14 protein-coding genes and 1 pseudogene are annotated in these 13,342 nt (G+C 37.3%); 7 read left to right on the forward strand and 8 right to left on the reverse strand.

Annotation, left to right across the window (positions count from 1 at the left end; translation table 11 throughout):
* The first annotated feature begins 23 nt into the window (after positions 1-23).
* From rplM to prfA, 4 genes are all read left to right on the forward strand, one after another.
* Complete coding sequence (gene rplM, locus AN486_RS06780; protein ID WP_027402083.1) at positions 24-479, forward strand: 50S ribosomal protein L13; 456 nt, start codon at positions 24-26, stop codon at positions 477-479.
* Positions 479-895, forward strand: a complete 417-nt coding sequence (rpsI, locus tag AN486_RS06785) for a 30S ribosomal protein S9 (protein ID WP_039201058.1) — start codon at positions 479-481, stop codon at positions 893-895. Before rplM ends, rpsI begins: the two co-directional genes overlap by 1 nt.
* A 110-nt stretch (positions 896-1,005) precedes the next feature.
* Positions 1,006-1,242, forward strand: a complete 237-nt coding sequence (gene rpmE / locus AN486_RS06790) for a 50S ribosomal protein L31 (RefSeq protein WP_039201059.1) — start codon at positions 1,006-1,008, stop codon at positions 1,240-1,242.
* 121 nt (positions 1,243-1,363) lie between these two features.
* On the forward strand, positions 1,364-2,464 hold the full coding sequence (gene prfA / locus AN486_RS06795; protein ID WP_039201072.1) for a peptide chain release factor 1: 1,101 nt from the start codon (positions 1,364-1,366) through the stop codon (positions 2,462-2,464).
* Between the two features lie 194 nt (positions 2,465-2,658).
* Here prfA and AN486_RS06800 read toward each other — a convergent pair.
* The 3 genes and pseudogenes from AN486_RS06800 to AN486_RS06810 form a co-directional block, all read right to left on the reverse strand.
* Positions 2,659-3,687 (reverse strand): annotated as a pseudogene (locus AN486_RS06800) (ParM/StbA family protein); the annotation flags it as partial.
* Positions 3,688-4,251: 564 nt separating this feature from the next.
* Positions 4,252-5,097 (reverse strand): hypothetical protein, encoded by an 846-nt coding sequence (locus AN486_RS06805; protein ID WP_053538446.1) that lies wholly within the window; start codon positions 5,095-5,097, stop codon positions 4,252-4,254.
* 19 nt (positions 5,098-5,116) lie between these two features.
* Positions 5,117-6,127: a hypothetical protein gene (locus AN486_RS06810; protein ID WP_053538445.1), complete on the reverse strand. Its 1,011-nt coding sequence runs from the start codon at positions 6,125-6,127 to the stop codon at positions 5,117-5,119.
* A gap of 277 nt (positions 6,128-6,404) precedes the next feature.
* Here AN486_RS06810 and AN486_RS06815 point away from each other — a divergent pair, with 277 nt between their 5' ends.
* Positions 6,405-6,629: an addiction module protein gene (locus AN486_RS06815; protein ID WP_053538444.1), complete on the forward strand. Its 225-nt coding sequence runs from the start codon at positions 6,405-6,407 to the stop codon at positions 6,627-6,629.
* A 32-nt stretch (positions 6,630-6,661) separates the two neighbouring features.
* On the opposite strand, the gene AN486_RS06820 is transcribed toward AN486_RS06815, so the two are convergent.
* From AN486_RS06820 to AN486_RS06835, 4 genes are all read right to left on the reverse strand, one after another.
* Positions 6,662-7,246, reverse strand: a complete 585-nt coding sequence (locus tag AN486_RS06820) for a Uma2 family endonuclease (protein WP_053538443.1) — start codon at positions 7,244-7,246, stop codon at positions 6,662-6,664.
* Positions 7,247-7,369: 123 nt separating this feature from the next.
* A complete protein-coding gene (locus tag AN486_RS06825) occupies positions 7,370-7,870 on the reverse strand; it encodes a 2TM domain-containing protein (RefSeq protein ID WP_053538442.1) in 501 nt (166 codons plus the stop codon).
* 412 nt (positions 7,871-8,282) lie between these two features.
* Positions 8,283-9,182: a M48 family metallopeptidase gene (locus AN486_RS06830; RefSeq protein ID WP_053538441.1), complete on the reverse strand. Its 900-nt coding sequence runs from the start codon at positions 9,180-9,182 to the stop codon at positions 8,283-8,285.
* Positions 9,183-9,229: 47 nt separating this feature from the next.
* Complete coding sequence (locus AN486_RS06835; protein WP_053538440.1) at positions 9,230-9,748, reverse strand: DUF29 domain-containing protein; 519 nt, start codon at positions 9,746-9,748, stop codon at positions 9,230-9,232.
* Positions 9,749-10,067: 319 nt separating this feature from the next.
* Between AN486_RS06835 and AN486_RS06840 the strand changes: the two genes are divergently transcribed.
* A complete protein-coding gene (locus tag AN486_RS06840; RefSeq protein WP_053538439.1) occupies positions 10,068-10,358 on the forward strand; it encodes a DUF1778 domain-containing protein in 291 nt (96 codons plus the stop codon).
* Complete coding sequence (locus AN486_RS06845; RefSeq protein ID WP_168634933.1) at positions 10,355-10,849, forward strand: GNAT family N-acetyltransferase; 495 nt, start codon at positions 10,355-10,357, stop codon at positions 10,847-10,849. The genes AN486_RS06840 and AN486_RS06845 overlap by 4 nt, the downstream gene beginning before the upstream one ends.
* A gap of 705 nt (positions 10,850-11,554) precedes the next feature.
* Here the strand turns inward: AN486_RS06845 and AN486_RS06850 are convergent.
* Positions 11,555-13,273: an ABC transporter ATP-binding protein gene (locus AN486_RS06850; RefSeq protein WP_053538436.1), complete on the reverse strand. Its 1,719-nt coding sequence runs from the start codon at positions 13,271-13,273 to the stop codon at positions 11,555-11,557.
* Positions 13,274-13,342: the final 69 nt, after the last annotated feature.

The raw sequence follows: 13,342 nt of genomic DNA on the forward strand, positions 1-13,342 counted from the left end.
GGCAATGACAAAGGACAAACAAAATGAGTAGTAAAACCTACCTTCCCCCTCAAGCATCTCTTGAGCGTGATTGGTACTTAGTAGACGCGACAGATAAACGTCTGGGTCGTCTAGCGAGTGAAGTCGCTATGATCCTCAGAGGTAAAAGAAAAGCTGAATATACTCCCCATTTAGATACAGGGGATTTTGTGATTATTATCAATGCTGAGAAAGTGGCAGTTACAGGTAAAAAGCGCACTCAAAAGCTTTACCGTCGCCATTCTGGTCGTCCCGGCGGTATGAAAACCGAAACTTTCGCCAAGTTACAACAGCGATTACCAGAAAGAATTCTCGAACACGCTATTAAGGGTATGTTACCTAAAAATAGTTTGGGTAAACAGTTATTTACCAAACTGAAAGTGTATGCAGGCCCAACTCATCCTCATGCAGCACAACAACCCAAAGAAATCACAATTAGTACAATTCCTGGAGAAAACTAATGCAGGTAGCAGAAATTACTAGCGGACGTGCTGTTTATTGGGGTACTGGTCGTCGGAAAGCCTCTGTCGCTAGAGTTCGTCTAGTTCCCGGTGAAGGGAAAATGACTGTTAACGGTAAAGATGGAGATTTGTATTTCCAATTCAATCCTAACTACTTAGGCGCGATTAAAGCACCTTTGGAAACCTTGGGATTGGAAAGCGAATACGACATCGTGGTGAAAGCTGAAGGTGGTGGCTTAACTGGACAAGCAGATTCTATTCGTCTAGGTGTTGCCCGTGCTTTATGTCAACTTGACCCAGATAACCGTTCACCGCTGAAAACTGAAGGCTATTTAACTCGTGATCCACGAGCTAAAGAACGGAAGAAATACGGTTTACACAAAGCTCGTAAAGCACCTCAATACTCGAAACGTTAAGATAGGAGTCAGGAGTCAGGAGTCAGAAAAAAGAAACTTTTTACCCAGTCTCCAGTCCCTAGTTGCCTATCCTCAGTTCTAAATTTATATAGATTCCCCACAAAAAAACAATGGCTAAACCTGATATTCATCCCAAATGGTATCCAGATGCTAAAGTCTACTGTAATGGTCAAGTAGTTATGACCATTGGTGCTACTAAGCCCGAACTCCACGTAGATGTTTGGTCTGGAAATCACCCTTTCTACACTGGTACTCAGAAAATGATTGATACGGAAGGTCGTGTAGAACGCTTCCTGCGTAAATATGGTATGTCCAGCACTCAAACTGGCGACGATAATCAAAAGTAGCTGGTTGGCTGTAGCTGTTGATAGTGTGGCGGAAGCCACAGACGACCCTGCATAGTGCTGGGTCGCTTGTCATTTAATGCTTGAGCCAACTTGTTATTTTTTAGGAGCATTTATAGTCATCATGGCAGAATCATACTTACTGGAGAAACTTAAATCTGTTGAACAAACTTTTCATGAATTAACACGCCGTTTAGCCGATCCTGATACTGCTAGTAATCCCGATGAGTATCAAAAAATTGCTAAGTCTCGTTCTTCTTTGGAAGAGGTAGTTAATACCTATGAAACTTGGAAAACAGTCCAGGATGAATTGGTAGGGGCGCGTCAGATCCTCAAAGAGTCCAATAGCGATCTAGAGTTGCATCAAATGGCAGCAATGGAAGTTAGTGAACTGGAAGAAAAGCTAGGATATTTGGAAAGCCGCTTAAAGGTGTTGCTGCTACCCCGTGACCCCAACGATGATAAAAACATTATGTTGGAAATCCGCGCTGGTACTGGTGGTGATGAAGCTAGTATCTGGGCTGGGGATTTACTGCGGATGTATTCCCGCTATGCTGATGTCCAAGGTTGGAAGGTGAAGCTGGTCAGCGAGTCCTTGGGGGAAATGGGCGGGTTTAAAGAAGTAATTCTAGAAATTCAAGGTGATAGTGTTTATAGTAAGCTGAAGTTTGAATCAGGTGTACATCGTGTTCAGCGTGTACCAGCAACGGAATCGGGAGGTAGGGTTCACACTTCTACGGCGACTATAGCGATTATGCCAGAAGTGGATGAGGTGGAAATCCATATTGACCCGAAAGATATTGAAATGAGTACGGCGCGTTCTGGTGGTGCGGGTGGACAAAACGTGAATAAGGTGGAAACAGCCGCTGATTTGTTCCACAAACCTACGGGGATTCGGATTTTCTGTACTGAAGAACGGAGTCAGTTGCAGAATAAAGAACGGGCGATGCAAATTCTCCGGGCTAAGTTGTATGAGTTGAAATTGCGAGAACAACAAGATGCTGTGACTTCCATGCGGCGATCGCAAGTGGGTACAGGTTCTCGTTCGGAAAAAATTCGTACTTACAATTATAAAGATAGCCGGGTGACTGACCATCGTTTAGGTCAAAATTTTACCCTTAATCCTGTTTTGGAAGGTGATATAGAGACTGTGATTCAATCTTGTATATCGCAAGATCAACAAGAACGGTTAGCAGAATTGGCCGCTTCTGGTTCTAGTAGCTAATTAACTTCATTAACTTCCTAAATATCTGAGAAAACCGCTTGTTGTTATTTTCTGCACTTACAGGCGGTTTTCTTATGGGAAGAGGGGTAAATATAAGTTGTCTGCAAGTTCTAGTATTTTTGATTCAAACTGCTCTCTAGTAATAGTCATAGATTGTCGGCTGGTATTTTGTGTTTATTTCAACTATTAAAATATTAATTTTCTGACCTAGCAGCACTCATAAATTGCACTTCTCCATAAATATACTGCCCTATAGCATTAGCTTGTCGGGAAGGTGCAGCTAAATAGGCGTTGATTTTAGCTTCTTTGAGGAGACGTTGGATATCTTCCCAGAAAAACTCTCCACCACCACCTGTAATAATCACATCATTTACCCGCTCTGGCAACCACGCTAACACACGAGAGCAAATTTCCCGTGAAAACTGCTCTGTCAGATTGGGGAGAAAATCATCTAAATTAGCGGGAGTGCTAGAGCCTTTAGGACGGTAGAAACGTTCCCCTTTAGGTTTATTAACCGCAGAAAGAAATGCTAAAGACTGACTATCAGCACCTCCTATTTCATATGCTATCAATTCATAAAACTTGCTCATTCCGAAGTCTTCACTCTTAGAAAGATATTTAACAAAACGGAAATTATCTACCATAATCATGTGAATACTTTGATGTCCAATATCAACAACTGCTAGTGGTATTTTTGTAAAGTCGGGAACTGCTGTTGCTTTATTAGGTTGAGTTTCTGACCATAGTAAACTACCATAGGCATTTGGTATTACCCATACCTTAGTAATATTCAAGGACACTAATTCACCTCTAAAATTCATTACATGGAGGCCAATTAACAACCTATTCAAATGCGCTTTCTCATCTTCAAACTGCTCTAAGGAAACGAAAGGTAAACTCAGGACAACAGCAATTTCATCTTTAAGCTTAAAGTAGCCAGCAGATGATAACACTTTGATAAGTGCGTCCTCTAATATAGATTGGCCAATACCGAGATTTGCACCAAAGTCTTCTGCTAATTGACCAACAGCATAACCAATATCTTGATATTCTATCCACAAATTCATTAATGGATCAGTTCCTTTGGCTTCCATCACCAAGCCACGAATTTGTTTTATTGACATTTGCTTCACAGGAGAAGGAATGAAAGCCACATTACCAGGTTCACGACTCACACAGGTTTTTATAGCACTTCTACCTAAATCAACACTGAGAATAGTTTTACAAAAAATATCATTTATTTTTGCTTCCTTAATTAGTGTTTTTTCTCTTATATTTTGTGCTTCTATGGCTTTTAAAAGACTCTCATAGTAGTCATTTGGAACGATAATTAACTCCTCGTGTAGTTGCTCAAGAACTTGGTTAGTTTGTTCTACTGCTGCTTGAAATTTGTTTAAAGTATCTGTTGTAGGTTCTCTATCAATCTCCCACATTAAGTAAATAAGGTTTTGCTGTAATAGTAATACCATCCGCAAACAATCTTTCTCTACTTCACTTAATGAATTCTGTTTCGTTAACTCCTTAATTTGCTTTTTACTTTCCTCAACAAATTTATAATATTTTTTCTCTAAATTTGTATATTTATCTGTTAATTCGTTTGCCACTTGTCTGTGATGTTTCGCAGATTGTCTATCCTTTTCTCCAGCAGCATGAGAAGTAAAAGCACCTGCAACAGTACCAACAGCTAGACCTAAAGCACCAAATACAAAAGGTAGTATGAAAATCATAGATTTTTTGATCAATCCTCTATTGATTAGTGTTGTTAATACCTGCAAAAATTAATTACTTTAGTTACTTTTAGTCTTAGTTTTAGCTGCATCATGATTTTTTTGATATTGAAATATTTTAGCTTTCAATTGTTCAAATTCTAGATCCCATCCTCTAATGTCTACATTACATAGATAAGCTGTATCTTGAGCAGATTTGTTAATTTTATCCAAAATATCTGTTAATCTCGAAATTAAGCCTGCCTGACTTTTGTATTGCGATAAATCATACAAAGCTTTTGTGATATTATCCTCAAAATTTTGCAGCTTTTTAATAATATCACATTCTTTAATACGTCTATTACGAGTCTCATTTAGATACTGTAAGAGTCTATTACCACTATTGTAAATTCTATTATATATATCCTCCAATTCTGGATTATTAATAAAACTAAATCTTTGTGGTAATCTTCGTTCTGGTTTTGGAACAACTCCAGAAATACGTTGATAGTAATCACTAGGAACAATAATTAATTCCTCATTTAATTGGTAGAGAACATAATTAGTTTGTTCTACTGCTAGTTTAAACTGATTTAAAATTTCTGCTGTTGGTTCTTTATCAATTTCCCACATCAAATAAATCAAACTCTGTTGCAATCTCAGTGCTAAACGCAAACAGTCTTTTTCTATTTCACCTAATGCAATCTGTCGAGTTAAATCGTCAATTTGTTTCTGACTTTCATCAGCAAGTTCATAGTATTGTTTTTTTATATTCGCGTATTTCTCAACTAATTCATTTGCAACTTGTCTGTGATGTTTTGCAGCTTGTCTATCCTTTTCTCCAGCAGTATGAGTAGTCAAAACACCAATAAAACCACCAACGGCAACACTTACAGCACTAACTAAAAAAGGTAGTATGAAAATCATAGAATTCCTGATTTATTATTTAGTGACTAGGAGGAAGGTAAACAGGTTGAGAATTAGGCAATAACTTACTATCTGCTGATGTAAGTCCTAAAGATTGAGCAATAGCCACTGATTCACGTAACCGTTGCATAGCCCCTTCTATTCCTGGTGCAGTTGGACGATTTGTAATTTCTTGATTAATTGCTTTTGCTTCTGCCAAAAATTCTAGATTTTTCTGATGTTCATAAATCAGTTCATTTTCAATTTCTTGTAATCTTCCTAATTCTTGCCGAGTTAAAGATTCATAATAGGTTTTTACAGCCTGTTTATGATCATCTAAGATTCTGAAAAACTCAACAGCCATACCTCCAGCACCAAGAACAGCTAATAAAGGTGCTACTGTGGTTAATGCGATCGCTATTGGTGGACAAGCCGCAGCTAATGTTGCTGTCGTAAATGCTGTTACACCCCCAACTGCACCACCCATAGCAGTATCTTTTAATGTTGCTGTAGCTGCTTCCTGTGCAGAAATTTCACCTCGAACTACACGCAGCCCATGAGTTAGAAGTGAAAAAGGTACAGTTGTAACTGCACCCACAGCCGCCCCCATTGGTGCAGCTTGCAACCCTGCTTTAACAGCACCAGTTAAGTTATCAAAGTGGTATTTAGCATTTAATCTCATTTGCTCCTGACTTGTCATGGTTTTATCACCACGAGCCATATTATCCTTACCATTCTCCCATCTGATATTATTCGGATCATTAGAACCTCCCTTACTGTGGGGTTTAATGTGACTAGCGTGCTTATCAGATAGGTAATCTTTGGCATTATTAGCGGCAGTTTGACTATCTATACCCGCACGTTGAGAAGGGGGAATTTTATCCAACATTTCTTGGGCTTGAATCCTAGTTCTAATAGGTTCACCAGGACGAACACCGCCTTTATATAATCTACGTGCTGTACTGAAAGGTAAATCTTGTAAATTGACGTGGTGAATGTTGGTTGTCGCAGCCGAATTGACAGCAGAATTACGCTGGGAATCGTCAGACATGGGTGATTACCTTTTGATATTTGATAGAAGCGGTTAATAAAATAAATTATACTCAATACAGTAATAATTGACTACTGCTCAAAATAAATCTATAGTCAGTTTAAATAAAATGGTTGTAATAGAGAAATACGCGATGCAATTTAGTCAAAACGAAATAATGTAGAAACACTGTCATCGTCAATCTGACATTTCCACAGAAAGAATGATAAAATAGTTTGTGAATAAAGTCTTTGTTTGTTCCTATTCTCAATTCAATTTACAGAGAATATAAATAATTATGCTATCAGTTGAAGAATTAATTCAGGAAGCCTTGTCTTTACCCAGTTATACCAGAGTATTTTTAGTAGAAAAACTAATTGAAAGTCTAGAATCTGATATTGATGAAAATATCCAAAAGAATTGGAACACAGAAGCTAAAAAACGCCGGGATGAAATACGTAATCATACCGTTGAGCCAATTTTTGGAGAAATAGCTTTAGCTCAAATCAGACAAATTTCATAAAAATGAAAGTAGAAGTTCCTACAATTTTTGTTCTATCCTGTTATTTTTATCCCTGCTCGAAATTCCCGCAGCGCTTGAGCATGATTTTCTATATTAATACAACGCATCAATAAATCTACATCTAAACTCGGTAAAAGTTGCGATTTACTAACAGCTTCATATCCCTCATTTCCTAAACTATAAAACAATAATTCATCATTCATCCAAAACCAAACTTCAGGAATTTGTAACCGTTTGTATGCTTCCAGTTTATTAATTCCTCCACTACTAACAACCACCTCAATTACTAAATCAGGATGTTTTCTATTTGCTCCTAATTCATAAGATTCATCACCTTCTTTTTTAACCTTTTCAAATTCATTTTCTAGGGTGACAGAACCAGTAGGAGTAAAATCTAATTCCAAAAATTCCAAATAAATTTCTACTAAAGAAGCAATACGTTTTTTGATAGTTTCGTGTTTTTTCCCTGGCATTTTCCGAATCTCCAAGACTCCATCTAAAAAGGATAACCTTAACCCTGGGCGCTCAATTAGCTGTTCAACAGCTTTAAATTCTCTCCAAGTGAGGTCGCTAATTAAAATTGGTTCTGCTTCTCGTTCAATGAGTGTAGTTATCATAATTTAAACCCAAATTTAGAGATTGAATTTTGCTCAACGCGAGATAATACAAAAACAGAGTCTCATGAAAAACATCATGCAAGCATACGAACTCAAAGGAAAAATTGATCAATCTGGTAACTCTTAAGGACTAAATACCTTAAACCACCTATTTAAAACTGTATTGATTGTTTGTTTAATTTGATGGTTGCGATTCCATCTTTGAAAGGCGATTTCGTAATCTTCACCTTTGGTTTGAAAAGTATTCCAAATATCTAAGGATATGGCTAATCCGCAACCTAGTAAGATATAAAGTGACCAAGAAATACCGCCACTAATTAAATCCATACCCAGGAAAAAAATATTGATGATTGCGTAATTGCCTAAACGTTTTTTAAATTTACTTTGGCGATAAAGATTAAAAGCTTTACGCTGTTCAACTTCGTTTTGCTTACCTAACCAATCCCGTTCCGCTTGTTGGAGGATATCGGGTGATATTTGTAACTCTGTGGCGATTTCCAGGATTTGCTGATAGGAAAATTCCTGATCATTATCGTCTACTTGACGAGCGATCGCTAATTGCAGAATTTGCTGTACATCTTCTTGGCTGTAAGAACGCAGGCTGTTAGGGTGAAACGTCGTCATAATTGTTGCTCAAATAATAGTTTTAATAGAAAAATGCACTACCATCAGCAATACAGCACTTTCTAATGTTATGAGGTACAGTTTTTTATCCCCAAATCCGTAGGGGCGCAGGGCTTGCGCCCTCCATTGTATTTCATTAGAGCGAAAATTGCTGTATTTACACCACTTCTAGATTAGCAAATATAAATCAATCTGGTGTTCAATTAGTTATGGTTGGGAAAAAGATATATGGTGGTTATTAGCAGTCCGATGAGGAGAGGGTGCAGGCCTTGCACCCCTACGGATTTTCAATCAGATGTGAAATTGATCCGCAATATCACAGGTTTATTGGGTGGTATTGCCTTGTGGAAAGATTAGGTAAGATATAAAAAGCGATTGTCTGAATCAGGATTAAAGGCGATCGCCTATTAAATTACCAAGAAGTCAAAAAATTCCATCCTTCTTTTTCGTCTCCTTCCTCTTCTTCTTTTGGAGTATTGACATTTTCTCCTTGAAGTACATGATCGTATTCTCTTGAATCAACCCATTTTAATAATTCACCAGTTCGCATTACTAACCAAGAAAGACTAGATTCCGAATAACTTAATATTTTCGTAACTTGATCTAGATTATCAACACTACTAGATGCAAACTCGCGGGATTGAATGAGAAAATCTTCGATCACATTAGGAGTTAAATACTCTTCTGGTAAACCTGCCAGTTTCATCAGTGCGGTAGTGGCAATATCAATATCTTGACAAGCTAATAAACCGGCCCGGTCAGCAGTGAACTTTGCCATCATTACCCAATTATATAACGCCAATTCTACACCACCAGCTATCAATCCGCCTAATCCTAATGTGGTACTGCTTAACCACATTTTTAACGCCGGCATGACAATTGATATTTGATGATAAATCATATGTTGACTCTTAATTCGAGCAATTTCGTATCCAAAAATAAACAGTAATTCATCATAATTCAACCATTCCATTGCTTCAATATTGATACCAATAATAGGTTTTTCTACGCCAATAATATAGGTTTGAATATGCCCTGTACCTCGAAACAAATACAATTCAGGAATAGTTGTCACATCAAGAATTTGGCAAGCTTCTAATAATGGTTGATATAGTTGGGGAAAATTCCGCGGTGTGACTCTGATTTCACTAGCAATACTTTGTAATCTCAGTAAACGATCAATACCATATTCGTTGACTTTTTTGAGCAAAGGAGAGATACCGGGCATACTTTGTAAAGAGGCTAAAGCTTTGCGATCAAATGGGTGTTCGTAAGTTTTTGAACTTAGTCCAGTTAATATTTTTTTTGTCATGGGAAGTGAGTTATTTTGGCAAAATAATTAAATTATATTGTTTGATTTTATAAAAAATCCAGGGAATTTATTCCCTGTCTAAGAGGATGTTTTAAAAGTGGTATCCCATAAAAATCCTCATCAAGAATTTCCTCTATCCCAAAAGGACAAATTATAGGATACTCACTCTCCTCCGGTACACGAACTCCGAATTTAGCCAGTTTGCCCTCTTTAATTGCCAATTTACGCCCATCAGGATAGGCTTTTTCTACTGCTTCTATTAAAAAACTTTTCAGAGATGGAGTATCTTCGAGATTATCAAGAACTCGTTGACGATGTTCCACAACTGAACTATACCAACTTGTTTTCATGGAGTCAGGTACATGATGCTGAATTTTTAATTTGAGTAAGTGAGCTAATAAGATTTTCAGATTACTTCTGAGTGTATTCTTCTCTGACTTACCCAAATCAACTAACTCCTCAATTAAATTCTCAATATCCAGGGACGCAAATTCACGATTTCGTAATTGTTGAATTGTTTGCTCAATCCATAATTGCAAATCGCTATTATATAGTTTATTAGACATCTTTTAGGTCTACTTCCATTCATTAGCTCTGCTACTATTGTAACTTATAGCAATTCTCGCTCTCATGAAATGCAATGGAGGGCGCAGACCCTGCGCCCCTACGGATTTGGCGATAAAAAACCGTACCTCATAACATCAGGAAGTGCTGTATAGCCGCAGACAGGGTAGTTAGGACGTTCCGGCGGAACATCTCTACTTAATGGCTATAGCTATAATTATTACCAGAAATAGCGATTTTTTCAGCAAATATTGTAATGTCATTGTCATTACAATATGCTAAAATGATTTAATCAATAATTACGCCCAAAAAAAATCCACCATGACCAATAAAACAAAAAATATAACTGTGCGTAACACCTTAAATTTACGCATTAAGCCAGAGGAACGTGATTTGATAGATATGGCCGCCAAAGTGTTAGGTAAAAATAGAACTGATTTTATTTTGGCAGCAGCGCGGAATGCTGCGGAGGAAACTTTGCTGGAACGGACTATTTTTTGGGCTAGTCCAGAGGCTTATGCAGAATTTATCGCCTTACTAGATGCACCACCCCAACCTAATGAGCGTTTACGCAAAACCATGCAGACAACTCCACCTTGGGATAAAGAATGAGTTTAACACCACCTGAAACTCTCTCTAGTCACCACTCCTGCTCTGATTTTTCCTGTGGAATTGCTTCTCTTGATGATTGGTTAAAACGTCGAGCTTATACCAATCAAATCAGTGGTGCAACTAGAACTTTTGTTCTTTGCGTTGACAATAGAGTAGTTGGGTATTATGCCCTGGCTTCTGGAGCGATTAGTGTACAATCAGCCTTAGGTAAATTTCGGCGAAATATGCCTGACCCCATTCCGGTAGTAATTTTAGCAAGATTAGCAATAGATAGTTCTTATCAAAGTCAAGGTTTAGGACGGGCTTTATTTCGTGATGCGGCGCTAAGGGTTGTTCAAGCTGCTGATACAATTGGTATTAGAGGAATTATTGTTCATGCTATTTCTGAAGAAGCTAAGGATTTTTATTTGGCTTTAGGTTTTATTTTGTCTCCTCTTGAACCAATGACGTTGATGATTACTCTTAATGATTTACGTGATTCTATTACTTAGAAATAAATACTGAAACTTTATGAAAAATGCTGCCACAACTCCCAAACGCATTTTAGCGTTAAACCATTCTGTAATTGATGCGATATATGTAAGGGTTTAGCACTGCTAAACCCTTACATATATCGAAGTTAAGGTAATTCATGTTGATTTAACACTAAAATTAATAATATTGACAGGTTAATTATCACGTTTTCGTCAATTTGTCAATAGTAAATTTTTACTATTACTCAAATTAGATCATTTCTGAGCAAATTCATGGCTAAAATTGTTGAAGAAACAGCTATTAATTTTGTAAAGTTTTGTATCAGCCTGGGAGATTGATTTCTAAAACCACTGTCAATAAAGGGTTTGAGACTAACATCTTTTGAAAGATCCAAAATTGACAATAGTAACCCAATTATGAAATTCTCTGAAATTATAGCAAATCGCGGAAAGTATTGCAACCTCGTTGATAAATAGAAAAGATTCTCAATTAATTATTAAGAAAATCTAAAGGCAAATTGCTATAAGTTATAAATATCAAAAGTATTCTTAGTTTAGGATAATTTAAACTTATGATAAAGCGATGACAACTGATCTATCTGAGAAAGAACGCTGGGGATTAAACTATGAGCATATTATTGGATTATAGCGGTTGCAGTAGCGTCTCCCTTGCGAGAATTTCAGATCCCCGACTTCTCTAAGAAGTCGGGGATCTTATGGATCTTATTGTTGAGCATAATACCGGGCATATCTCCCTTCTAAAGCTAATAATTCCTCATGATTTCCCGACTCCACAATTTGCCCTTTTTCTAACACCAAAATGCGATCGCACTTCCGCACCGTTGACAATCTATGGGCAATAATTAACACCGTACGATTTGCCATTAATCTCTCCAAAGCCTCTTGTACCAAAGCTTCTGATTCTGAATCTAACGCTGATGTGGCTTCATCAAGTATCAATATTTGCGGGTTAAGAAGGACAGCACGAGCGATCGCAATTCGTTGTCTTTGTCCCCCGGATAAATTCACACCTCGCTCTCCTACCCAAGTATGATAACCTTCTGGTAGTTGCTGAATAAATTGATGAGCATTGGCGATTTTTGCAGATTCTTCTACTGCATTCATATCAAAATCATTTTGTCCGAAAGCGATATTTTGGGCAATAGTTCCCGAAAACATAATTGTTTCTTGGGGAACAATCCCAATCTGTTTTCTTAAACTATTTAATGTTACATCTCGGATATTTATGCCATCTATAAAAATGTCCCCAAATTCAGGATCATAAAATCGAGGTAATAGATTCACAAAAGTAGTTTTCCCAGCCCCAGAAGCACCAACCAAGGCAATGGCTTGACCGGGCATGACTAATAAACTAATATTATTTAATACAGGTTCTCCTGACTTATAGGCAAAAGTAATATTGCAATATTCAACTTTACCATTGACAGCAGGAAGGGTAATAGCATTGGGTTTTTCTAATACCGTTGGTTGAATTGCTAATAACTCAAAAACTCGATCAACCGATGCCTCACCTTGTTTAAATTCATTATAATTATTAGTAGTATGACCAATAGGATCAATTAACAAAGCTGCTGCTGTTAAATAACTAAAAAATTCACCGACAGTTAAATTACGTTGAGATATTTGCCAAGTTCCTACCATTAACAAAGATAACGCACTGAGAGCTTCTAAAAAACCCACAATGGGAATTTGAATAGCTTTTAATCTTTCTACAGAATATTTAGCTTTAAAACTGCGTTCTGCTTCATGACTAAATCTATCAATTTCGTATTTTTCCGCAGCAAAAGCTTGAATTAATCGAATCCCGCTAAAAACTTCCGTTAAAATAGCTGATAAATCAGAAATACGACTTTGACTTTTGAGAGAATATTTCCGTAAACGTTCCCCAAACCAACCAATTAAAATTCCCATAATTGGCGCAACAATTACCGTCGCTAGGGTAAGTTGCCAATTTAAATAAATCATGTAAATGGGAATAGCAATTAACTGTAAAGCACAGGGAGTAAAATCATGAAAAAGCTTATTAATAACTTCTCCAACCCTGTCAACATCTTCCGTGAGACGATAAGATAAATCTCCAGCTTTAGCAGTTTCAAAATAGCTGAGATTGAGTTTTTGTAAATGAGTATAAACCTGTTGCCGGAGATAAAAAGCGATTCTTAACGCTGCCTTAGCCATGTATAAATCTTGTACAGACTGAAAAAAGCCGCGCACAAGAAAGATAGCAGCACTGATTCCGGCTAATTGAGCGATCGCTAATACATTACCATTCCCGAAGGGAACTGCCAACTTACCCGCGACATTAATCAGGGTTAAAGTTGCCAGTACATATCCCAAAATCCCTACAAAACCCTTAGCAATAGGTTGCCATTGGGTGCGGATATAGGGTAAAAGTTGCCAATAATTAGAACGTGTTTTCAAATCGTAACATCCACAAAAAATATTTTCCTTGTTTGACGCTACCAGTTTTTGGGTACATTTGGGAATAGA

It is taken from the genome of Anabaena sp. AL93 (assembly GCF_001672085.1).
GTDB lineage: Bacteria > Cyanobacteriota > Cyanobacteriia > Cyanobacteriales > Nostocaceae > Dolichospermum > Dolichospermum heterosporum.

What these genes read in the sequence shown, in the direction of transcription:
- AN486_RS06840 (WP_053538439.1), top strand. Translation starts at nt 10,068, where the DNA reads ATGACCAATAAAACAAAAAATATAACTGTGCGTAACACCTTAAATTTA.
- AN486_RS06805 (WP_053538446.1), bottom strand. Translation starts at nt 5,097, where the DNA reads ATGATTTTCATACTACCTTTTTTAGTTAGTGCTGTAAGTGTTGCCGTT.
- AN486_RS06810 (WP_053538445.1), bottom strand. Translation starts at nt 6,127, where the DNA reads ATGTCTGACGATTCCCAGCGTAATTCTGCTGTCAATTCGGCTGCGACA.
- AN486_RS06820 (WP_053538443.1), bottom strand. Translation starts at nt 7,246, where the DNA reads ATGATAACTACACTCATTGAACGAGAAGCAGAACCAATTTTAATTAGC.
- prfA (WP_039201072.1), top strand. Translation starts at nt 1,364, where the DNA reads ATGGCAGAATCATACTTACTGGAGAAACTTAAATCTGTTGAACAAACT.
- AN486_RS06845 (WP_168634933.1), top strand. Translation starts at nt 10,355, where the DNA reads ATGAGTTTAACACCACCTGAAACTCTCTCTAGTCACCACTCCTGCTCT.
- rpmE (WP_039201059.1), top strand. Translation starts at nt 1,006, where the DNA reads ATGGCTAAACCTGATATTCATCCCAAATGGTATCCAGATGCTAAAGTC.
- AN486_RS06830 (WP_053538441.1), bottom strand. Translation starts at nt 9,182, where the DNA reads ATGACAAAAAAAATATTAACTGGACTAAGTTCAAAAACTTACGAACAC.
- AN486_RS06825 (WP_053538442.1), bottom strand. Translation starts at nt 7,870, where the DNA reads ATGACGACGTTTCACCCTAACAGCCTGCGTTCTTACAGCCAAGAAGAT.
- rplM (WP_027402083.1), top strand. Translation starts at nt 24, where the DNA reads ATGAGTAGTAAAACCTACCTTCCCCCTCAAGCATCTCTTGAGCGTGAT.
- AN486_RS06835 (WP_053538440.1), bottom strand. Translation starts at nt 9,748, where the DNA reads ATGTCTAATAAACTATATAATAGCGATTTGCAATTATGGATTGAGCAA.
- rpsI (WP_039201058.1), top strand. Translation starts at nt 479, where the DNA reads ATGCAGGTAGCAGAAATTACTAGCGGACGTGCTGTTTATTGGGGTACT.
- AN486_RS06815 (WP_053538444.1), top strand. Translation starts at nt 6,405, where the DNA reads ATGCTATCAGTTGAAGAATTAATTCAGGAAGCCTTGTCTTTACCCAGT.